Origin of the sequence: Bradyrhizobium sp. USDA 4541, from assembly GCF_024171085.1 — a bacterium.
Taxonomy (GTDB): domain Bacteria; phylum Pseudomonadota; class Alphaproteobacteria; order Rhizobiales; family Xanthobacteraceae; genus Bradyrhizobium; species Bradyrhizobium australafricanum.
In genome coordinates this window covers 2492557-2513446 of record NZ_JALJZF010000001.1, presented here as the reverse complement: position 1 = coordinate 2513446, position 20890 = coordinate 2492557, and the positions used below count along the sequence as shown (strand labels likewise).

General features: G+C 65.2%; 20 protein-coding genes and 1 pseudogene. 8 read left to right on the top strand and 13 right to left on the bottom strand.

Going from position 1 to position 20890, the window contains the following annotated elements; genetic code table 11:
• Positions 1–25: 25 nt before the first annotated feature.
• From J2R80_RS11695 to J2R80_RS11685, 3 genes and pseudogenes are all read left to right on the top strand, one after another.
• Positions 26–496 (top strand): peroxiredoxin, encoded by a 471-nt coding sequence (locus J2R80_RS11695; RefSeq protein WP_076827442.1) that lies wholly within the window; start codon positions 26–28, stop codon positions 494–496.
• A gap of 107 nt (positions 497–603) precedes the next feature.
• Positions 604–2085 carry an aldehyde dehydrogenase gene (locus J2R80_RS11690; RefSeq protein ID WP_057017874.1) on the top strand — a complete coding sequence of 494 codons (1482 nt, stop codon included), beginning with the start codon at positions 604–606 and terminating at the stop codon, positions 2083–2085.
• 161 nt (positions 2086–2246) lie between these two features.
• Positions 2247–3463, top strand: a pseudogene (locus J2R80_RS11685) (ABC transporter substrate-binding protein).
• A 233-nt stretch (positions 3464–3696) separates the two neighbouring features.
• Here J2R80_RS11685 and J2R80_RS11680 read toward each other — a convergent pair.
• The 4 genes from J2R80_RS11680 to ftsE form a co-directional block, all read right to left on the bottom strand.
• Complete coding sequence (locus J2R80_RS11680) at positions 3697–4464, bottom strand: 1-acyl-sn-glycerol-3-phosphate acyltransferase (protein ID WP_057017876.1); 768 nt, start codon at positions 4462–4464, stop codon at positions 3697–3699.
• Positions 4465–4603: 139 nt separating this feature from the next.
• Complete coding sequence (locus J2R80_RS11675) at positions 4604–5314, bottom strand: YdcF family protein (protein WP_076827440.1); 711 nt, start codon at positions 5312–5314, stop codon at positions 4604–4606.
• A gap of 163 nt (positions 5315–5477) precedes the next feature.
• Positions 5478–6449, bottom strand: a complete 972-nt coding sequence (locus tag J2R80_RS11670) for an ABC transporter permease (RefSeq protein ID WP_057017877.1) — start codon at positions 6447–6449, stop codon at positions 5478–5480.
• Positions 6442–7101: a cell division ATP-binding protein FtsE gene (ftsE, locus tag J2R80_RS11665; protein ID WP_016845305.1), complete on the bottom strand. Its 660-nt coding sequence runs from the start codon at positions 7099–7101 to the stop codon at positions 6442–6444. The genes J2R80_RS11670 and ftsE overlap by 8 nt, the downstream gene beginning before the upstream one ends.
• Before the next feature lie 181 nt (positions 7102–7282).
• Between ftsE and J2R80_RS11660 the strand changes: the two genes are divergently transcribed.
• Together J2R80_RS11660 and J2R80_RS11655 are read left to right on the top strand one after the other, a co-directional pair.
• Positions 7283–8143 carry an MJ0042-type zinc finger domain-containing protein gene (locus J2R80_RS11660; protein WP_076827438.1) on the top strand — a complete coding sequence of 287 codons (861 nt, stop codon included), beginning with the start codon at positions 7283–7285 and terminating at the stop codon, positions 8141–8143.
• 37 nt (positions 8144–8180) lie between these two features.
• Positions 8181–8558, top strand: coding sequence for a response regulator (locus J2R80_RS11655; RefSeq protein ID WP_016845302.1), 378 nt, complete (start codon positions 8181–8183; stop codon positions 8556–8558).
• Positions 8559–8729: 171 nt separating this feature from the next.
• On the opposite strand, the gene J2R80_RS11650 is transcribed toward J2R80_RS11655, so the two are convergent.
• The 4 genes from J2R80_RS11650 to J2R80_RS11635 all read right to left on the bottom strand — a co-directional run bounded on the left by J2R80_RS11650 (position 8730) and on the right by J2R80_RS11635 (position 13870).
• The gene (locus tag J2R80_RS11650; protein ID WP_244558795.1) at positions 8730–9107 is read right to left on the bottom strand and encodes a TadE/TadG family type IV pilus assembly protein; all 378 of its coding nucleotides are present in this window, start codon (positions 9105–9107) and stop codon (positions 8730–8732) included.
• Positions 9104–9544 carry a TadE/TadG family type IV pilus assembly protein gene (locus J2R80_RS11645; protein WP_141340959.1) on the bottom strand — a complete coding sequence of 147 codons (441 nt, stop codon included), beginning with the start codon at positions 9542–9544 and terminating at the stop codon, positions 9104–9106. Before J2R80_RS11645 ends, J2R80_RS11650 begins: the two co-directional genes overlap by 4 nt.
• A gap of 74 nt (positions 9545–9618) precedes the next feature.
• Positions 9619–10854 (bottom strand): pilus assembly protein TadG-related protein, encoded by a 1236-nt coding sequence (locus tag J2R80_RS11640; protein WP_229191842.1) that lies wholly within the window; start codon positions 10852–10854, stop codon positions 9619–9621.
• 397 nt (positions 10855–11251) lie between these two features.
• Positions 11252–13870 carry a TIGR02302 family protein gene (locus tag J2R80_RS11635; RefSeq protein ID WP_076827437.1) on the bottom strand — a complete coding sequence of 873 codons (2619 nt, stop codon included), beginning with the start codon at positions 13868–13870 and terminating at the stop codon, positions 11252–11254.
• A gap of 172 nt (positions 13871–14042) precedes the next feature.
• Between J2R80_RS11635 and J2R80_RS11630 the strand changes: the two genes are divergently transcribed.
• Together J2R80_RS11630 and J2R80_RS11625 are read left to right on the top strand one after the other, a co-directional pair.
• Positions 14043–14426, top strand: a complete 384-nt coding sequence (locus J2R80_RS11630) for a carboxymuconolactone decarboxylase family protein (protein ID WP_018268955.1) — start codon at positions 14043–14045, stop codon at positions 14424–14426.
• A gap of 198 nt (positions 14427–14624) precedes the next feature.
• Positions 14625–15536: an NAD(P)-dependent oxidoreductase gene (locus tag J2R80_RS11625; protein WP_076827435.1), complete on the top strand. Its 912-nt coding sequence runs from the start codon at positions 14625–14627 to the stop codon at positions 15534–15536.
• Between the two features lie 236 nt (positions 15537–15772).
• Here J2R80_RS11625 and lysA read toward each other — a convergent pair whose 3' ends face one another.
• From lysA to argH, 3 genes are all read right to left on the bottom strand, one after another.
• Positions 15773–17038 (bottom strand): diaminopimelate decarboxylase, encoded by a 1266-nt coding sequence (lysA, locus tag J2R80_RS11620; protein ID WP_057017759.1) that lies wholly within the window; start codon positions 17036–17038, stop codon positions 15773–15775.
• Between the two features lie 16 nt (positions 17039–17054).
• Positions 17055–17324 carry a lipoprotein gene (locus tag J2R80_RS11615; protein WP_057017758.1) on the bottom strand — a complete coding sequence of 90 codons (270 nt, stop codon included), beginning with the start codon at positions 17322–17324 and terminating at the stop codon, positions 17055–17057.
• A 92-nt stretch (positions 17325–17416) separates the two neighbouring features.
• Positions 17417–18814 (bottom strand): argininosuccinate lyase, encoded by a 1398-nt coding sequence (gene argH, locus J2R80_RS11610; protein ID WP_076827431.1) that lies wholly within the window; start codon positions 18812–18814, stop codon positions 17417–17419.
• Positions 18815–18940: 126 nt separating this feature from the next.
• On the opposite strand from argH, the gene J2R80_RS11605 reads away from it, so the two are divergent.
• On the top strand, positions 18941–19621 hold the full coding sequence (locus J2R80_RS11605; protein WP_076827429.1) for a TlpA disulfide reductase family protein: 681 nt from the start codon (positions 18941–18943) through the stop codon (positions 19619–19621).
• On the opposite strand, the gene J2R80_RS11600 is transcribed toward J2R80_RS11605, so the two are convergent.
• Complete coding sequence (locus J2R80_RS11600) at positions 19622–19810, bottom strand: putative motility protein (protein WP_076827427.1); 189 nt, start codon at positions 19808–19810, stop codon at positions 19622–19624.
• A 121-nt stretch (positions 19811–19931) separates the two neighbouring features.
• Positions 19932–20783: a LysR substrate-binding domain-containing protein gene (locus tag J2R80_RS11595; protein WP_076827508.1), complete on the bottom strand. Its 852-nt coding sequence runs from the start codon at positions 20781–20783 to the stop codon at positions 19932–19934.
• Positions 20784–20890 lie beyond the last annotated feature (107 nt).

The window sequence follows — 20890 nt, the reverse complement described above, 5'->3', positions numbered from 1 at the left end:
GTGAGCGGACGCAAGGAACCGATCTGTGACTCTCGCACCTGATATCGCCGCGTCGCGCTGGTTCAACACCAGCGAGCCGCTGACCCTGGCTGGGCTGCGCGGCCGGCCGGTGCTGCTGCACGCGTTCCAGATGCTGTGCCCCGGCTGCGTCGCGCACGGCACGCCGCAGACCCAGCGCGCGTTCGAGCTGTTCAAGCATTCGGACCTGCAGGTGATCGGGCTGCACACCGTATTCGAGCACCACGCGGCGATGACGGAGGTGTCGCTGGAAGCCTTCATCCACGAGTACCGGCTGACCTTCCCGATCGGCGTCGACGAGGCCGGCGAAGGCACGCCGATCCCGGTCACCATGCAGCGCTACGGCATGCAGGGAACGCCGACCAGCATCCTCATCGGCCGCGACGGCAACGTCGTGCATCATGGCTTCGGACAACAGAGCGACATGGCGCTCGGCGCGATCATCGCGGCCGAGCTTGCCGCGCCGCATGGCCGATAGCGGCCCGCCTCGGCTGCAACCCGGCTCACGCGACTGCGTTATGACGGCGTCGCGCAATGCGTGATAGCGTTCCGCCAACCAGAACCATCGCCTTGCGGGAGGATGTCATGAAAACCTATCAGCTCTACATCAACGGCCAGTATGTCGACCCCGCCAATGGCGAATGGTTCGACAGCATCGATCCCTATCGCGGCGAGGCCTGGGCGAAGATTCCGCGCGGCACGGCCGCCGACGCCGACAAGGCGGTGAAATCAGCCAATGAGGCGATGTGGCGCGGCCCCTGGGCGAAGATGACGGCCTCCGCACGCGGCAAGGTGATGCGCAAGCTCGGCGACCTCGTCGCGGCCAATGCCGAGCGCCTTGCCGAGATCGAGGTGCGCGACAACGGCAAGCTGATGGCCGAGATGCTCGGCCAGTTGCGCTACCATCCGGAGTGGTGGTGGTATTTCGGCGGGCTCGTCGACAAGCTCGAGGGCGGCCTGGTGCCGATCGACAAGGCGGAGACCTTTGCCTACACGACCCATGAGCCGGTCGGGGTGGTCGCGGCGCTGACCGCCTGGAATTCGCCGCTGCTGTTCGTCGCCTGGAAGTGCGCCGCCGCGCTCGCCGCTGGTTGCGCCGTGGTCGTCAAACCGTCGGAATTCACCTCGGCCAGCACGCTGGAATTCGCCGCGCTGACCAAGGAAGCCGGAATTCCCGACGGCATCTTCAACGTGGTGACCGGCTTCGGTCCCGAGGCGGGCTCCGCGCTGATCGCCCATCCCGGCGTCGCCAAGATCACCTTCACGGGATCCGATACGACCGGCGCAAAGGTCTACGAGACCGCAGCCAAGAGCCTGAAGCGCGTCTCGCTCGAGCTCGGCGGCAAGTCGCCCAACATCGTGTTCGAGGACGCCGACCTCACCGCCGCCGCGGCCGGCGCGATCTCCGGCATCTTCGCTGCCACGGGGCAGACCTGCATCGCGGGATCGCGCCTTCTGGTGCAGAGCTCGATCAAGGAAAAATTCGTCGCGCGGGTGCTGGAGCTGGCAAAGTCCGCCAAGATCGGCGATCCCATGCAGTCCGACACCAATGTCGGCCCGATCACGACGCCGGCGCAGTACAAGAAGGTGCTCGACTATATCGACATCGCCAAGGCCGAGGGCGCGCGCTGCCTGCTCGGCGGCAAGCCGGCCACCGGCGACGGCATCAAGGGCGGCCAGTTCGTCGAACCGACCATCTTCACCGACGTCGACAACACCATGCGGATCGCGCGCGAGGAGGTGTTCGGACCGGTGCTGTCGATCATCTCTTTCGACACCGAGGAGGACGCCATCCGGATCGCCAACGACACGATCTACGGCCTCGCCGCCGGCATCTGGACCAAGGATCTCGCGCGCGCCATCCGCGTGCCGAAGCAACTGCGCGCGGGCACCGTGTGGGTGAACACCTACCGGGCCATCAGCTACATGATGCCGTTCGGCGGCATGAAGCACTCCGGCGTCGGCCGCGAAAGCGGCATCGACGCGGTCCGCGAATATCAGGAGACCAAGAGCGTCTGGATCTCGACCGCGACGGACGTGCCGGCCAATCCGTTCGTGATGCGGTGAGTTTTCCGCACTGACATCGCTTGCTTCACCGCTCCCGGACGCACAGCGGTACGACGGCACCCGCGCGCCGAGCTGTCGCACTTGACGTGCAGGGTGGAGCAGCGATCATCAGCCCCACGGCACACGCCGAAGAGCGTGGCCGATACTTGGGGAGATTCGCCATGACGTTTCGTTACTCACGCGCAGTGTTCTGCGCGCTGATGCTCGCCACCGCCCAACCTGCCCTCGCCGACAAGAAATACGGCCCCGGTGTCACCGATACCGAGGTGAAGATCGGCCAGACCATGCCCTATAGCGGCCCGGCGTCCGCCTACGGCACCCAGGGGCGTCTCGAAGAGGCCTACTACGCGATGATCAACGCGAAGGGCGGCGTGAACGGCCGAAAGATCAAGCTGATTTCACTGGACGACGCCTATTCGCCGCCGAAGACCGTGGAGCAGACGCGACGCCTCGTCGAACAGGACGAGGTGCTGGCGATCATAGGCACCATCGGCACGCCGACCAATTCAGCGATCCAGAAGTATCTGAACCAGAAGAAGGTCCCGCAGATCTTCATTTCGACGGGCGCGGCAAAATGGGACGACCCGAAGAACTTCCCGTGGACCACCCAGCTTTATCCGCCCTACCAGATGGAGGGCATGATCTTCGCCAAATATCTGTTGAAGAACAAGCCCGACGCGAAGCTCGGCGTGTTCTCCCAGAACGATGATGCCGGAAAGGATTGGGGCTGAAGGATGGCCTCGGCGACAAGGCGAAGACGATGATCGTGAAGGAAGTGACCTACGAGGTTTCCGATCCGACGGTCGATTCGCAGATCGTCTCCCTGAAAGCCTCCGGCGCCGACACGCTGTTCACGATGGCGACGCCCAAGTTCGGCGCGCAGGCGATACGCAAGGTCTACGAGCTCGGATGGAAACCGCTGAACTACGTGGTCAGCGTCTCCTCATCGATCAAGGGCGTCATGGAGCCGGCCGGCATCGAAGCTTCGAAGGGATTATTGACCGCGCTGGCGTTCAAGACGCCGACCGATCCCACCTGGGAGAACGCCGCCGACGTGAAGGAGTTCAAGGAATTCCTGGCGAAGTGGTATCCGCAAGGCGACATCGCCGACGGCAGCAACGTCACCGGCTACATCTCGGCCTATATGACGGTGAAGGTCATCGAGATGTGCGGCGATGATCTGACGCGCGAGAATTTGCTGAAGCAGGCAACCAACCTCAACAAGGTGGTTGCGCCGTTGCTGCTGCCCGGCATCGCTATCTCGACGCGGCCGGACCGCTATGCGCCGTTCACGCAGATGCAGATCGCGACGTTCGACGGCAAGAGTTGGGTGCCGCAAGGCGAGACCTTCAACACCGACGCGGCGGCCGGTCAGTGATGGCGACGCCTTTCGCGATACGGTAACTCTCCGCATCGTCATGAGCCGGGCAGCCGCCCGAAGGACGGCATCGCTTCGGCTTGCCTGTGCCCGGCCATCCACCGTCTTGCTTCAGGCCGAACCAAAAACGTGGATGCCCGGGACAAGCCCGGGCATGACGATTTCTGAAGGGACCGACGAAACCGCGCGCACGAAATTCCCGGCAGCAACCGCACCAGGGCTTGTGCTGCGCCCTACCCTTTCGCCGCGTTCGGCACACCGCCGAACAATTTCGCCTGCTCGGCGCGGCCGGCCTCGACGATGCGGGTGGTGGCGGTTTCGATCTGGTCGCGCAAGCGAGCCATGAACTCATCGCGCGGCAATCCCGGCGGCAGCGGATCGAGGAATTCGACCACCAGCGTCCCCGGATAGCGCATGAAGGTGCGGCGCGGCCAGAACAGCCCGGAATTGAGCGCGATCGGCAGGCACGGCACGCCGCTCTCGGCATAGATCTGCGCGACGCCGGCCTTGTAGTTCGGCGGCGCCCCTGGTGCGGTACGGGTGCCCTCGGGAAAGATCACAAGCTGCCGGCCGAGCTTCACCTCGGCCGCCGCGCGCTTCAGCGTCTTGATCAGCGAGCGCGGGCCGCCGCCGCGCTCGACCGAGATCATGCCGACCTTCTTGAGGTACCAGCCGAACACCGGGATCATCATCAGCTCGCGCTTCAGGATGAACAGCGGATGCTCGAAGAAGCGCACCAGCGCGAACGTCTCCCAGAACGACTGGTGCTTCGAGGCGACGACCAGCGGCCCGCTCGGTATCTTCTCGATCCCGCGAAACTCGATCCTGATGTTGCAGATCACGCGCATCAGGAACAGGCTGGTGTTGGCCCACGCGACTTCGAGCGCCATCAACGCCCCCCGCGGCAACAGCAGCGCCGGCAGCGCGATGATGCAGAGCACCACCAGCACGAGATAGAACAGCACGTTGAAGATCAGCGAGCGCAGGAAGATTGAAGTCATTCTCTCAACACTATCCTTTACACCGTCATTCCGGGATGGTGCGTCAGCACCAGACCCGGAATCTCGAGATTCCACAATTCGCAATTACGAATTGGGGTTCGATGCCGCGCATCGCCCCGGAATGACGGTGCCTGATACATCAATTCGCCTGCGCCGTCGCCGGGCGGCGCGGCGCGGCAGCCGGCTCGGCGAGATCGGAGGTCAGGTCGAGGCCGAGACCGGCCAGCCGCACCCGCATCTCGGCGGCGACATATTTGGCGTATTCCGATAGCAAGAGACGGAACGTCGCGCCGCTCGTCCACCACGGCTCGTCGCGCCATTTGTCGCCGACCACCGCGAACGGGATCAGCGTGACGTCGGGCATCGCATGTGACAGTTCCACGATCGCCCGCGGCATGTGGTAGTTCGAGGTCACCACGATCAGCGACTTGAAGCCGCGCTCGCGCGCCCAGCGCCGCGTCTCCGCCGCGTTGCTGCGGGTGTTCAGCGCCGAGCGGTCGAGATCGACGCAGCAGCTCATCAGCCCCTTGCTGTCCGGCACCGAGCGAGAAATGTCGCTGGCGTCGTTGGTCGGATGTACGCCCGAGATCAGCAAACGCTTGCCGTAGCCGGCGGCCAACAGTTCCATGGCGTCGGACACCCGCGACGAGCCGCCGGTCAGCACCACGATGCCGTCGGCATTTTGCGGCGGGTCGGTCTCGACGCCGCGCAATTGCGAGAGGAAGCCGACAAAGCCGACCGCCGCGGCGACGAAGGCAAGCGCCAGCGGCGCGACGATAACGGCGCGCAGCCAGCCGCGCGGGCGCGCGGCAAAGCCATTCGGCGACGTATCGTCGGACTGCAAACTCATGTGATGCGGTTATCCTTCCCCCCGGGCGATTTTAAAGCATGATCCGGAAAAGTGGAAACCGGTTTTCCCCGGGACCAGTGCCGCGTGCACGCGCGCGAAATCACACCTGGGCGACGAAATGCGATCACGAGGCGGCGCCATGATTTCGAGTTTCGCAGCGCCGTCAGTCGATGTCGTCGAGCGTGGCAAACAGGGTGCGCCGCGATGCCCACGCGGTGATCGCCGCGATCAGCACCGCCTGCATCGCCAGCACCAGATAGCCCGACGGACGCAGCGAGAACGTGCCGAGCAGGGCCGCGAACTGGTCGCCGACCGGCGTGCCGGAGAACCAGTTGGCGATCGACTCGGAGAAGCCGAACGCCAGCATCGCCGCACCGCCACCGATCAGCCCGCCTTCGAGGCCGAGCCGAAGGAAATGCCGCAGGAAGCGGTTGGCGATGAAGCTGTCGCCGGCGCCGACAAAATGCAGCACCTCGACGATCGGGCGGTTGGCGGCCATCGCGCCGCGGGTCGCGAACGACACCGAGATGATGGTTGCGATGATCACGAGGATGAGGATGCCGACGCCGGCGAACGTCGTGGCGCCGGTCATCGAGCGCATGCGCTCGATCCAGGCGCGGTGATCGTCGACGCTTGCGGTCGGCGCCGCCTGCGTCACCCGCGCGCGTAAGCCGGCGAGATCGAGCGTGGTGCCGGGCTGCACCCGCGCCACGATGACGCGCGGCACCGGCAGTTCGTCGATCGAGAGCCCGCTGCCGAGCCACGGCTCCAGCAGCTTGGCGGATTCCTCCCTGCTGAACGGACGGACCTCGAGAATGCCGGGCTGCGCCCGCATAGCGTCCACCGCGGCCTGCGCGTCGCGATCGAGGTCACGGCCCGGCGAGGGGCGCACCTGGATGGTGATCTCGCTCGATACTTCCGACTGCCATTCGGCGGCTGACGCGCTGACCAGCAGCACGGTGCCTGTCGTCAGCGAGGCGAGGAAGGTCATGATCGCGACGACCGCGACCAGTGCACGGCCCGAAATCGACGCCCGCGGCACGATCGGCGACATGTTGCGCGCAGTGGCCGGGACCTGCGGGCGTTCGCGCCCGAGATCGACCAACGACACTTTCTCGTCGCCGCTCCTATTCATAGATGTGCAGCCGTCCCTGATGCAGCACCAGCCGCCTCGCTTCGTATTGATCCATCAGCGTGATGTCGTGGGTCGCGATGATGACCGCGGTGCCGGATTTGTTGAGCTCGATGAACAGCCGCAGCAGGCGGCGCCCGAGCGTCGGATCGACGCTGCCGGTCGGCTCGTCCGCCAACAGCAGTTGCGGCCGCGAGATCACCGCGCGCGCGATCGCGGCGCGCTGCTTCTCGCCGCCCGACAGGATCGGCGGCAGCGCGTCCATGCGCTCGCCGAGGCCAACCCATTTCAAGAGATCGATCACCTCGCGGCGATAGCTCGATTCCTCGCGGCCCATCACGCGGAACGGCAGCGCGACGTTCTCATAGGTGGTCATGTGATCGAGCAGGCGAAAATCCTGCAGCACGATGCCGATCCGCTTGCGCAGGTCGGCGACCTGATCCTTGCTCAGCAGCGAGACGTCCTTGCCGAACAGATTGACCAGCCCGCGGGTCGGCCGCAACGACAGGAACAACAGCCGCAGCAGCGAGGTCTTGCCCGCGCCCGACGGCCCGGTCAGGAACTGGAACGAGTGCGCCGGGATCATGAACGAGAGGTCGCGCAAAATCTCCGGGCCGAGCCCGTAGCGCAGACCGACATTTTCGAACCGAACCAATGCGCTAGCTCCGTTCGAGAGGGCCGATGGCCCAATACCCTACACCGACGGCGAAGACGGCCCGAACCCCGGCCGAGCGCCCGCGAACCGCACAGAAAGCTTGTGCTTCGGTTATGGTTTCCGATTCGTTAACGGTCGCTAAGTAGCATCCGGGCATCCACACGGTGGAGATTCGGCCTCCATGCATATTGTCTGCCCGCATTGTACAACATCCTACGCCATCAATCCGGCCACCCTTGGCGAGGCCGGACGTACCGTCCGTTGTTCCCGCTGCCGGGAGGTCTGGCTGGCCCGGCCGGAGGACGCCATCGGGGCGACCGCGCCCACTCTGGCCTATCAGTCCGCCGGATCCGACCTCGCCGCCGAATGGGAGGCCGTGGGCCGGGAGGAGGCTGACGCGACCCCGATGGTCGAGAGCCCCTCGATTTCGGCCGATTTGCCCACCGAGGGCAGCGACGCCGACACGGAATGGCCGGCGCTGGCCGAGGCGGATGCAGTGGCCCATGCCGGGGACGCGGGAACCAGGGGCCGCTTCCGCCTGCCCCGGCTTCCCCGCCTGTTCCGCCTGCCCGCCCTGCCCCGAATTCCGTTCATGCCGGTGATCGGCGCCCTGCCGACCACCTGCGGCGCCATGGCCGCGCTGATCATCGCGCTGTTCGTCTGGCGCAACGACGTGGTGCGGCTGCTGCCGCAGACCGCGCTGTTCTACAAGATGGCCGGGCTCGACGTGAATCTGCGCGGGCTCGCCTTCAAGGATCTCAAGATCACCAACGAGACCGTGGACGGCAAGCCGGTGCTGGTGATCGAGGGCATGATCGTCGGCCAGACCAGGAAGCCGGTCGAATTGCCGCGGCTGCGCTTCTCGGTCCGCGACGCCCAGGGCGCCGAAATCTATGCCTGGAACGCCGTGCTGGAGCAGCCGGTGCTCAATCCCGGCGAGCGGGCCTTCTTCAAGTCGCGCCTCGCCTCGCCGCCGCCCGAAGGCCGCAATATCGACGTACGCTTCTTCAACAAGCGTGATCTCACCGGCGGCCGCGCGTGAGCCGCCGGCCAACTCCATCGGGAACCGACCAATCACCATGACGCGTGTTCTGATCGCCGACGACGAAGACTCAATGCGCTCGCTGGTGGCGCGCGCCATCGCCATGGACGGCCACGAAACCGTGACCGCGCAGGACGGCGCCGAGGCGCTGGAGGTGCTGACGCGCGACGAAGGCGCGTTCGACCTTCTGCTCACCGACATCCAGATGCCCGTGATGGATGGCATCGCGCTGGCGCTGACCGCGGCGCGCGACTTCCCTGCGCTGAAGATCCTGCTGATGACCGGCTTCGCCCATCAGCGCGAACGCGCCTCCGGCCTCGAGGCGATCGTGCATGACGTGGTGACGAAACCGTTCTCGGTGGCCGATATCCGCACCGCAGTCGCGGACGCGCTGGCGGCGCGGAAGGCCGGCTAGTGTGCTGAATGCGAAGTTCGTGCGATTTCGCGGCAGCCACTTTCACGAACTTCGCATTCATAAAGCACACTAGAATCATAAATTTGCTAGTGTCTTTATCGAATCCGAAGTTCGCTCCGAAGGTGCGGCAAATGATGCGAACTTCGGATTCGGGACACTAGGGTTACGAGCTCAACTCGGAAAGCATGCCCGGGCGGTCAGCGTCACCGGGGACAGATTGAGAAATTGCGCAAATTGAAATGCATAACTCGCGCTGACCACGTTGCCGCAGGCTGACGTGGAATAGGTGAATGTCTGCGCCGGGAGCGTGAGGCCGAACGCCTGCTGCGCGGCGTAATTCGTGATGGCGCTGCCGCTTGGACAGAGCGTGCTGTTGACGGTCGCGCAACGCGCCGCCATTTCGGAGCCGTGCTGCAGCCCGAGCTGAGTCCAGAACAGCAGTCCGAATTCGATGATGCCAAATATGAACAGGAAGAACACGGGAGCGGTCAGGGCGAATTCCAGCGCGGAGGCCCCTCGATTGTCCCGCCATAGCGGTGTGAGTTTCACTGCAGCCTCGCAGTGGACTGGGCGCTATAGGTGTAGGTGGCCGCCACAATCTGATAATTGATCAGCGTGTAGTAGGTCCCTTGCGCCGAAACCATGGCATATGTTCCGGCCTGCGCGCCGCTGGGGCAGACCGCACCGCAACTGACGGTGCTGACCCCCGAACTGGTCGGGCACCCGCAAAACTGGTACGGCTTGGGCGAAGCATTGATGGCTGTGGAATTCGTGGCGGCTGTTACGGCGCTGGTGACGCCAGTCTCGTCAAAGCCGCGCACGATGGCGTATTGCGCTCCCGCCTGCGCGGCATTCTCGACCTGCATCTTGCGATAGAGCGCGAGTCCGATGTCGGTTACCGAGACGACCATCAGGGACAGCAACGGGATCATGATCCCGAATTCGATGGCCGCGACGCCGCCCCTGTCGTGAACGGCGGTGCGCACAAGCCGCGTCAGAGAGAAAACCAATCGACCACGGCTGTTGGATGAGGATCTCTGGATTTGCATCGGGGCCAACCTCACTCGATGAGTTGCGCGGTTTGCGTGCCTATCGTCGCGGTGCCGAGCGCCGAACAATTGACCTGAAGGTTCGACGTGCCGCTGAACGTCAGCGTGTCCGCGATGATCTTGGTGCATGATGTGCTTGTGCCGTTGCCACCGCCGAAGCTGAGGTCGGCCTTCGGCAGGTAGATGGCGCCGCCGAAGTTCTGGGTGGCACCACCCGTGAGATTAAAGGTAGTCCCGGCCGGCATGTTGCGGTCGCCATACATGACGATGCCCTTCGTGGAGCCGGAGGTCGGCGCCGTCAGATCGACGATCGCGTTGCTGCCGATCGAAGCCGTGCCCCACTTGCTTCCCGAGCCCGTAAAGACCAGGGTCACGCCGCTGCCCGTGATGGTGGCGTTGCCCGCGACGCTCAAGTTCGAGCCGTCCAGGTAATAGATGCCTGGATCGAGGTTCAGCGTTGCGCCGGCGTTCACCGTAATACTGCCCGAGTAGCAGCCGGGGCTGAGGGAGTTCGTCTTTCCGTTGGAATTGACCGTAATCTTGGCGTTCGTGCAGCTCGGCTTCGACGGCGGAGAGACGTTCGCATACGGGTCAGCCATTGGCTTCACATGCGTCTTGACGCCGTTGGTGGCCGTGATGTTGCTGGTGCCGGAGACGTCGCCGACGACGCCGACCTGATTGGCGGCGACCGTCGCGCTGCCGGCCACGTTGAGCGATGGGCTTGCACCCGAGTTGCTGTAAAGGTTGCACTTGATCAGGTTGAGCTGGTTGCCGCCGCTCACGTTGACCGCGGGACTGGCGCTGGCGTTGAGCGCAAGCACGCAGCCCGTCCCGGAATTCGGCAGCGCGACCGCGCGCGCGGTGACCGGCACCGGGGCCGAGCCGAACAAGGCTGACAGCAACCGCTGTTGCGGTTGGCTCACGATGACTTCGACCGCCTGCAGGTTCGACGTCTGACTGCCGGTCTTCGGCGGTTGATTCACCCTGACCGTGACGTTGTTCGCCCCGTTCGCGTAACCGTAGTTTGCCGTGACCGCATTGGCTTCGGACAAAAGGTCGGCGCCTGCACTTGCCGCCGTTGCGGCGCTCACCGCGCCGGAGTCGGCGGCACTCTGCATGTTCTTATGTTTGTAGTACCACCATCCCACTTCGGTACCCAGCCCTGCCGTGCCGACCAGGACCGGCATGAGCAGCGCTGAAATGATCACATAGCTGCCCGACTGGTCTCGAACGAATTGTCGAACCAAGCTGGTCTGATGTTGGTGCCGGCGAGTAATACCCAATGGCCGGTATGACGATGCAATGAATAAACGGCTGTGCCTCATGTGCTCTCCTGAGACGCTTGCCAATTTTCCGAAGTAAGGTGACGCAAGCGACTTAAATGCGCACCAACGGGAACCCGACAATTTTAGGAAAATTGTGCGCAACGGGCGGACGACACCCGGTCCCGATCGCACCGATTGGAATACGGGGCGCGTAGCCCGCAGAAGCTGACGTCCGCAGGCTTACGACCGTCGTGCAGATTCCGCGTCATTCCAGTGGAAGCGCGGCATACAGGTGGCCGTGGCCGTTCGATTCAAAGCGCCGATGTCTCGTGAGTAGGCACGAGCTTTCACGGATGACGACAGTCGAAGGACGAGGCGCTCAATAATCCTTCAGCAGCCGCTCGATGTAGTCGAGCTCGATCTGCGGCCGCGACGGATCGGCGAGGCGGCGGCGCAGCTCTTCGAGGATGCGGCGGACGCGCTGCACGTCGATCTCGCCGGGGATCTTCACCGTGTAGTCGTCGCCGAATTCCCGGCCATGCAACGGGCGGCCGAGCGGATCGGTCTGGTTGCCGCCGCTCTGCTGGCGGCCGGCGCGGTTGCCGGGGCTGTCGCCCGGCTGGTCGCCATCGCCCTGCTGCATCGCGTCGGCGAGGCTCTGGGCGCCCTTGCGCAGCGCATCCAGCGCACGGCCCTGCGAATCCACCGCGCCGTCGGCATTGCCCTCGCCGAGCCGCCCGGAGGCATCGCCCATCGCGGAATCGGCCTGGTCGAGCCCGTCATCGCCGTCATCGCCCTGGTCGCCGCCTTGATCGCCCGGCTGCGCCTGGTCGCCCTTCTGACCCTGGCCTTTCTGGCCCTTCTGGCCGCGCTGGTCCGGTCCCATGCCGCGCTTGGCGAGTTCTTCCTGCAGCTTCTTCAAGCGGTCGCGCAGCGCCTGCTGGTCCTGCTGCAGGTCGCCCATCGACTGCTCGCCCTGCTTGCCGCGCATGCGGTCGCGGCGGGAATCCTGGCCCTGCTTGAAGGTCTTGTCGCGCAATTGCTGCTGCTTGCGGATCATGTCGCCGAGCTCGTTGAGCGACTGCTGCATGTCGTCGTCGCCCTGATTGGGCTGCGCCATTTGCAGGTTTTCCAGCATCTGCTGCATCTGCTCGAGCAGCTGCCGCGCCGCATCCTTGTCGCCGGAGCGTGACAGCCGCTCCATGCGATCGAGCATGTTCTTGAGATCCTGCTGGCTCAGCACCTTGGCATTGGGATCGAGCGGCCGGGCGAGCTGCTGCGGATTGTTGCGGAACTGCTCGACCATCTGGCGGAGGAAATTGTCCAGCGCGGCGCGCAGATTGTCGGTGAGCTTCTTGATCTCCTCGTCGGTCGCGCCGCGCTCGAGCGCCTGCTTGAGCGCGTCCTGCGCCGCGCGCAGCGCCTTGTCGACGTCCGAGATATTGCCGTCCTCGATGGTGACGGCGAGCGACCACAGGCTGGCGACCACCTCGCGCAATTGGTCGTCGGTGCGCGCCGCCTCGAGCTGCCGGCTCACGGTGTGCAGGCCAAGGTAATAGCCGGTCTCCGGCATGAACATTTCGGGCGCGATCATCAGCGCCTCGAGCGCGGCGAACACCTGGCCGTTCTGGTTGGCGTCGAGCGCCAGGATACGGCGCTGCTCGATCAGCGCGCGCGCCAGCGGCTTGGTGAACAGGCGCTCCGGCAGCCGCATGTTGAACGGCTCGCTCTTGCCCTCATTGCCGGCCTCGTCCTTGGCCGTCAGCGTCAAGGTCACGTCGGCGCCGGCATAGGGATCCTCACTGAGGTCCTTCACGGTCTGGCCGACGCCGTTGCGGGTGCGCGCATTCGGCAGCACCAGCGCGAATTGCGGCGGCTCGAACAACGGCCGTGGTTGCGCCGCCTTGCCGTCGGCATCCTTCTTGCCGTCAGCCTCCTTCGGCGCATCGGTCGGCCGCACCGCGAATTGCGCGCGCGCTTCGCTGACGCCGTAATCGTCCTCGAGCCGGTAGGACATCTGCAGCGCGCCGCGCGCCTGCCGCTCCGGATCCTTGGCGAGCACAATCGACGGCGGGCGGTCCGGCGTCGCAGTGAACTTCCATTGCGGCTGGCCGGCCGGCGCGCGGACATGCGCGGTGCCGTCGCCGGTGATCTTGAAATGCCGCTCGTTGGTGCCCTTGGGCGCCTGCCCGTCCGGCGCGACCTCGGTAACACCGCCACCGACGACGACGTCGATGCTGCCGCCGCTGGAGCGTACCAGGAGCGTGCTGCCGGCCGGAACCGCGAGCGGGGTGGTGTCCGCCGCGTTGGCGTCCTTGTTGGCGTTCGACAGAATGATCGGCGGCTTGCCGGTGTAGTTGGGCGGCGTCACCCAGGCATCGACCCGGACATTGGCCGGCGCCATGATGCCGTTCCAGTCGAATGCGGAGGCGACCCGCAGGCCGCGCTCGTCGCCGGCGGCGACATAGCTCGCGACCAGCATCACGATGACCAGCGCGCGCAGCGCCCAGGGGTCGTGCAGCGACACGCGCGGCCGCGGCAGCCCGGCGCGGATGCGCTTGATCGAGGCCAGCGTGCGCTCGCGCTGCGCCTGCCACAGCGCCAGCGCAAACGGGTCCTTGTTGGTGAGCGTGTCGGAGAGCGTGGTCGCCGGACGATGGCGAATGCCGGCGCCGCGGTCGAGCCGGCTCAGGCCCTCCTCGCGGCTCGGCCAGCGGAAGCGCACCAGCGGCGACAGCGCCGCGAGCGCGGCAATCGCGAACAGGCCGGCGCCGGCCACGCGTGCGACAAACGGCAGCACCAGCCACAGCCCGGCCCAGGACGCGACCAGGAACAATCCTGCGACCGTCAGGAACCGGGCCAGATGCGGCCAAGCCCGTTCCCACCCAATCGCGAACCTTGCCCGCTGCAGAGCCTCTGTCAGTTTCAGCCGCGCGATCGCATCGCTGTCGCGGACGGCGCGTGACGGGTCAGAGGGGTCGATGTTGGCTCCGCTCAATAAAATCTCCGGGGTAGCCGGCAGGTCAGCCTAGCACGGCGGCGGCTTTGAGGCACCCGTTCCAGGACGTAACCCACACCGGGAAATACGCATAACACGAAGGCGTGACTGCGGCGGTTCGACCCCGTAACGTCGCGGCCGAACCATCGCATTAACGCATGAGGAACGCGATATGGACCAAAAAACGCACGACAAGGGGCTTGAAATCCGCAAGGCGGTGCTGGGCGAAGCCTATGTCAACAATGCGCTGAAGAATTCGGACAGCTTCAACAAACCATTCCAGGAACTGGTCACCGAATATTGTTGGGGCGCGGTCTGGGGCCGCGAGGAACTGCCGCGCAAGACCCGCAGCATGCTCAACCTCGCCATGATCTCGATCCTGAACCGGCCGCACGAATTGAAGGCCCACATCAAGGGCGCGCTGACCAACGGCGTATCCCGCGACGAAATCCGCGAGATCTTCATGCAGGTCTCGATCTATGCCGGCATCCCCGCCGGCGTCGACAGCTTCCGCATCGCGCGCGAGGTGTTCGCCGAACTCGACAACAAGGCGTGAGCGAGCTCCACTCGTTGTCGTCCCGGCCAAGCGAAGCGCGAGCCGGGACCCATAACCACAGCTCGTCGTGGTTACGACGGCTGTGGCCCCGACTGCACCAAACAACTTAGTCCTGGGGTTATGGGTCCCTGCTTTCGCAGAGACGACATCGTGTGGGAGGCGCGCATATCGCACACAACGACATAGAGGAAACGACTCATGGAAATCGGATTCATCGGCCTCGGGAAGATGGGCTTCCCGATGGCACGCCGGCTGATCGAGGCCGGCCACAAGCTCACCGTGTTCGACACCAGCAAGGACGCGCTCGACAGGCTGGTCGCACTCGGCGCGGTGGCCGCAACCTCGCCCAAGGACATCGCCGACCGCGTCGAGACCGTGATGGCGAGCCTGCCCTCGCTGCAGGCCTCACTCGAGGTGGCGACCGGCGCGGGCGGCGTGATCGAGGGCACGCGCGTCAAACGCTTCATCGACCTCTCCACCGTCGGCTCGCGGATGGCGGTGAAGATCCACGAGCTGTTGGCCAAGAAGAACATCGTGCAGATCGACAGCCCGGTCTCCGGCGGCGTCGCCGGCGCCGAGAAGGGCACGCTGGCAGTGATGGTGTCGGGCCCGCGCGCCGATTTCGAACTGGTGAAGGGCGCGCTCGACGTCATCGGCAAGGTGTTCTTCATCGGCACCAAGCCGGGCTCCGGCCAGACCATGAAGCTCGCCAACAACTTCCTGTCGGCGACCGCGATGGTGGCGACCTCGGAGGCTGTTGTGATGGGTGTCAAGTCCGGGCTCGATCCGGCCGTGATGATCGACGTCATCAATGCCGGCTCCGGGCTGAACACCGCGAGCCGCGACAAGTTTCCGCGCTCGGTCTTGCCGCGCAGCTTCGACTTCGGCTTCGCCACCGGCTTGATGGTGAAGGACGTGCGGCTTGCGGTCGAGGAAATGCGCGCGCTCGGGCTGTCGATGGAAATCGCCGAGGCGGTCGGCCGGCTCTGGGAAGTCATCATCCGCGACGAGGGACCGGAGTCGGACTTCACCGCGGCGATCAAGCCGATCGAGAAGGCCGCGGGCGTGATCGTCGGCGGCGGTAAAGGCGGCGCGCACGCCGCGAAGTAACGCTCTCGCCGAAATAAACGCTGTCGTCCCGGGCAAGCCAACGGGTCGGCGCGAAGCGCCGCCCGATGACAGGCTCCGCGCGACCCGGGACCCATCACCACAGGACTTCGTGGTTTAGCTGAGCTGCGGCCCCAGCTCAGGACAACAATCAGGAGCGGTGGTTATGGGTCCCTGCTCCCGTGCGCAATTGCGCACTAGGCAGGGACGACACCGTTAGTGAAGCGCGACACCGGCCATCACAGCCACGGCGCCGGCTTGTCCATCGCGATCAGGGCGTCGACGTCGATGCGCGGGCGGACCACGGCGTACTGGTCGTCTTTGACCAGCACTTCGGGCACCAGAGGCCGCGTGTTGTAGGTGCCGGACTGCACCGCGCCGTAGGCGCCGGCGGTCATGATCGCCAGCAGATCGCCGGCCTTCGGCTGCGGCAGCGCGCGATCGAGCGCGAGGTAATCGCCGGTCTCGCAGACCGGGCCGACTACATCCGCGACCATGGTCGGGGTGCCGGGCGCGGGCTGGCGCACCGGCAGAATGTCGTGATGCGCTTCGTACAGCGTCGGCCGGATCAGGTCGTTCATCGCCGCGTCGATGATGACGAAGTTCTTGGCATCGCCCGGCTTCACATGGATCACGCGGGTGACGAGGATGCCGGCATTGCCGACGATCATGCGTCCCGGCTCGAACATCAGCGTGCAGCCGAGATTGTGCGTGACGCGCTTGACCATCGCCGCATAGGCGTCCGGCGCCGGCGGCGCGGCGCGATCCATGTAGTAGGGGATGCCGAGGCCGCCGCCGAAATCGATATGCGAGATGTCGTGGCCGTCGGCGCGCAGCGTCTGCACGAATTCGGCGAGCAGCCGGAAAGCGACCTCCAGCGGGCCCAGATCGGTGATCTGGCTGCCGATATGCACATCGGTACCGGTGACCTTGATGCCCGGCAGCTTTGCCGCGCGGGCATAGACCTCGCGGGCGCGGGCGATCGGAATGCCGAACTTGTTCTCGGACTTGCCGGTCGAGATCTTGGCATGGGTGCCGGCGTCGACATCGGGATTGACCCGCACCGAGATGCGGGCCGTCTTCTTCATCTCGACCGCGAGACGCGACAGCATCTCGAGCTCCGGCTCGGACTCGATATTGATGCAGAGGATGTCAGTTGCGAGCGCGGCGCGCAGCTCGCCTTCGGTCTTGCCGACCCCGGAGAACACGATCTTCGAGGGCGGAATGCCGGCCGCCAGAGCCCGCTTCAACTCGCCGCCGGATACCACGTCGGCGCCGGCGCCGAGCTTGGCCAGCGTGCGCAGCACCGACTGATTGGAGTTCGCCTTCATGGCGTAGCAGACCAGCGCCTTCTCGCCGGCGAAGGCTTCGGTGAAGACGCGGTAGTGACGCTCCAGCGTCGCGGTCGAATAGCAATAGAACGGCGTGCCGACGGCCTCCGCCAGCTCAATGAGATTGACCGCCTCGGCATGCAGCACGCCGTTGCGATAGTCGAAATGGTTCATGACACGCTTTTAAATACTAATTGCCGAGCAGCGGATCGAGGAGGAAGGGCCGTTTATTGCCTCGCGGCGCGGCCGGCGCGGCCTCCGAGCCATAGGTCGGATTGAACACGCTGGGCTGCGCCGCCCGCTCGCTCTCGGTGTCGCTCGGTGCCGCGCCCGGCGCGACGTTCGCGGTCGGCGGCAGGTCGAGCGGTCCCTTGCGGCCGCAGCCGCCGAGCGCCAGCGCGGATACGCCCAGCACAATGATGGCCCATCCCGAGGGGGTCAGGCGGTTCTTGCTAATCACGACGAATTCCCCAATTCGGGCGGCACCATACAAACATTGGCGTGCTCTGGCGAGAGGCGGAGCGCCATGAAATCACGGCCAAATTTTCCGGTTCAGCCCAATTTTCGCTCTTTTTCCAGCCGCTTGGCCCAGGCCTTGGCCTGCGCCATCACATTCTTCGGCGCCGTGCCGCCAAACGAGGTCCGGCTCTGCACAGAGGATTCGACGCTGAGCACCCTCAGCGCGTCGGCCGTGATCTTCGGCTCAACCTCCTGCATGGCCTTGAGCGGCAGCTCGTGCAGCGCCACACCCTGCTTCGATGCTAGGCCGACGATGCGCCCGGTAACGTGGTGGGCGTCACGGAACGGCATTTTCAGGGTGCGCACCAGCCAGTCGGCAAGATCGGTGGCGGTGGCGTAGCCCTCGCCGGCGGCGGCCTTCATCTTTGCTTCGTCCGGCACCAGGTCCTCGACCATGCCTGTCATGGCGCGAATTGCCAGTGACAGCGCCTCGAAAGCCTCCATCGCGCCCTGCTTGTCCTCCTGCATGTCCTTTTGATAGGCGAGCGGCAGGCCCTTCATCACGATCAGCAGCGCGGTGAGCGCGCCGATCACGCGGCCGGTCTTGGCACGGACCAGCTCGGCCGCGTCCGGATTGCGCTTCTGCGGCATGATCGACGAGCCGGTGGTGAACTTGTCGCTGAGCTTGACGAGGCCGACCAAGGGCGAGGTCCAGATCACGATCTCCTCGGCGAAGCGCGACATATGCACTGCGCAGATCGCGGCCGCCGACAGCGTCTCCAGCACGAAATCGCGGTCGGATACCGCGTCGAGCGAATTGGCCATCGGACGGTCGAAGCCGAGCGCCTTTGCGGTCGCGGCGCGGTCGATCGGAAACGAGGTCCCGGCGAGCGCGGCCGCGCCCAGCGGCGATTCGTTCAACCGCTTGCGCGCGTCGGCGAAGCGGCCGCGGTCGCGGCTGGCCATCTCGACATAGGCCAGGAGATGATGACCGAAGGTCACGGGCTGCGCGGTCTGCAGATGGGTGAAGCCCGGCATCACCGTGCCGGCATGCTCCAGCGCTCGGGCGACCAGCGCCTGCTGGAACGCGGCCAGCGCCGCATCGGTCTCATCGATGGTGTCGCGGACATAAAGCCGGAAATCGGTCGCGACCTGGTCGTTGCGGGAGCGCGCGGTGTGCAGCCGGCCCGCCGCGGGCCCGATCAATTCGGACAACCGCGACTCGACATTCATATGAATGTCCTCGAGCGCGCGCTTGAAATCGAAATCGCCCTTGCCGATCTCTGACAAAATCGTGTCTAGACCTTTGCCGATATTTTTCGCATCAGCGGACGTGATGATGCCCTGCGCAGCGAGCATCGCGGCGTGGGCCTTGGACGCGGCAATGTCCTGGGCATAAAGGTGACGATCGACGTCGATGGAGACGTTGATTTCCTCCATGATCGCGTCGGGACGTTCCGAGAAGCGGCCGCCCCACATCTTGTTGCTCATGACATCTCGCTCACGAATTCGTATTTCAGCCTTGCGGTTTCATGGCCGGAGGCGGCGAAACAGCACCGCAGTTCCGGTCGTATTCCCGGCACTGCTTAGCCACATCGACCCAGGATGACAAACGATATGCCCGAGACGACCCAACCCAACCCGACCGCCAGGCCGACCGCCAAGTGGCGCATCCCGCTGGTGATCGGCGCCGTGCTGGCCGGGGCTGTGATCGGCTATGCGGGGGTCTCCAGCCTCAAGCATCCCGCGGGCGGCGATATCGCCTGCAACAGCGCGGTGGCTCTTGCGAAGAAGATCGCCCCGCTTGCCCACGGCGAGGTCGCGGCGCTGACCATGGCGACCACCCCCTTGATGCTGCCCGACCTGACCTTCGAGGACGCCAACGGCCAGCCGAAGAAGCTCTCGGACTGGCGCGGCAAGACCGTGCTGGTCAATTTGTGGGCGACCTGGTGCGTGCCCTGCCGCAAGGAAATGCCGGCGCTCGACAGCCTGCAGACCAAGCTCGGCGGCAAGGATTTCGAGGTGGTCGCGATCAACATCGACACCCGCGACCCGGACAAGCCGAAAAACTTCCTGAAAGAGGCCAATCTGACCAATCTCGGCTATTTTTCGGATCAGAAAGCCAAGGCTTTTCAAGACCTTAAGAACATAGGCAAGGCGCTGGGCATGCCGACCTCGGTGCTGGTCGACGGCAAGGGCTGCGAAATCGCCAATATCGCCGGTCCCGCCGAATGGGCGAGCGACGACGCGATCAAGCTGGTGAAGGCCGCGCTGCAGCCAGCCGCAGCCGGGTTCTGATCAGGCGACGGTGTTGAGGTTGTCGCCGATGCCGGGCGACAAATTCGCGGTGGAAGGCGTGCCGAGCAGGGTCTGAACCGCGAACTTCTCGGCGTCGAGGTTCTGCTTGGTCACGCGGGTTGCGATCTCACCCTGCAGACTACCCTGCTGCATCGACAGGATGCTGGTGACCATGCTCATCATGTCCATACGCGGCACTCCCAAAACTGGGGTTTGAGGTAACGCGCGAAAGTTAATGCTTGGGTAATCGATGGCCGCGTCAGGCTGACGCATCGGCCTCGAAATTCCCGCTAGCGCGATGATCCGCGTCTCAGGCCGTGTTCGCCGCGAAGGCCGCGCCGAGGGTGCGCAGCGCTTGCCGTGTCCGCGCATCGGACAGTTTTGAGTGAAGCATGACGTCGCGGGACGGCAATGGCGGCAGGCCAAGCCGCGGCCCGAGATCGACGGTGTCCGCCGGCGCCACCCGGCGCGCCAGCGCCGCGACCGCAAGGCCTGCGGAGATCGCAGCTCCGATCGTCGACAACCCGCCGCCGACGAATGCCTCGGTCCAGGCGATGCCGGCGGCGTCGAGCGCTTCGACCGCCATGGCACGCACGCTGCACGGCTCGGCTTGCGTCGCGAGGCGCAACGGCTCGCCCGGTCGATGGTGAAAATCGGGTGCGGCCATCCAGCCGAACGGCTCTTCGAACAGCACGTCGCCATCGCGGCGCTTGGCGTCGTGGCGGAGCACGATCGCAGCATCGAGCCTGCCGTCGTCGAATGCGCTAAGCACCGAACGCGACGTGTCGACGTGCAGCTGGATCACCAGCCCGGGATCGGTGCTGTTCATCCGCTTCAGCAGCGAGGCGAGTTCCGAGCCGACGATGTGGTGGCTGATGCCGACGACCAGCCGCCGATGCTCGACGGCAAACGAGCTGATCGCCGATTGATGCGCGGCCACCAGATTGCGCGCGGCGCCGAGGAAGGCGGCCCCTTCAGCGGACAGCCGAACCAGCCGCGGCGTTCGCTCCAGCAGCCGCCGGCCGAGGCCGTCTTCCAGACGCCTGATCTTCAGGCTGACCGCGGACTGCGTGGTCTCCAGCGCCTGCGCCGCGCGCGTGAAGCTGCTGAGATCGGCCACCAGGACGAACGCCTGGACTGCCTCGACGTCGAGTGCCTTCATGGTCATTCATTTAAATATGAAATCATTGAAATGCATTACCATACCGTTTTTCAATGAGCAAGGAGCCCCTAGGATCGGCGGCACGTCACGCCACTAGGAGAGCCACC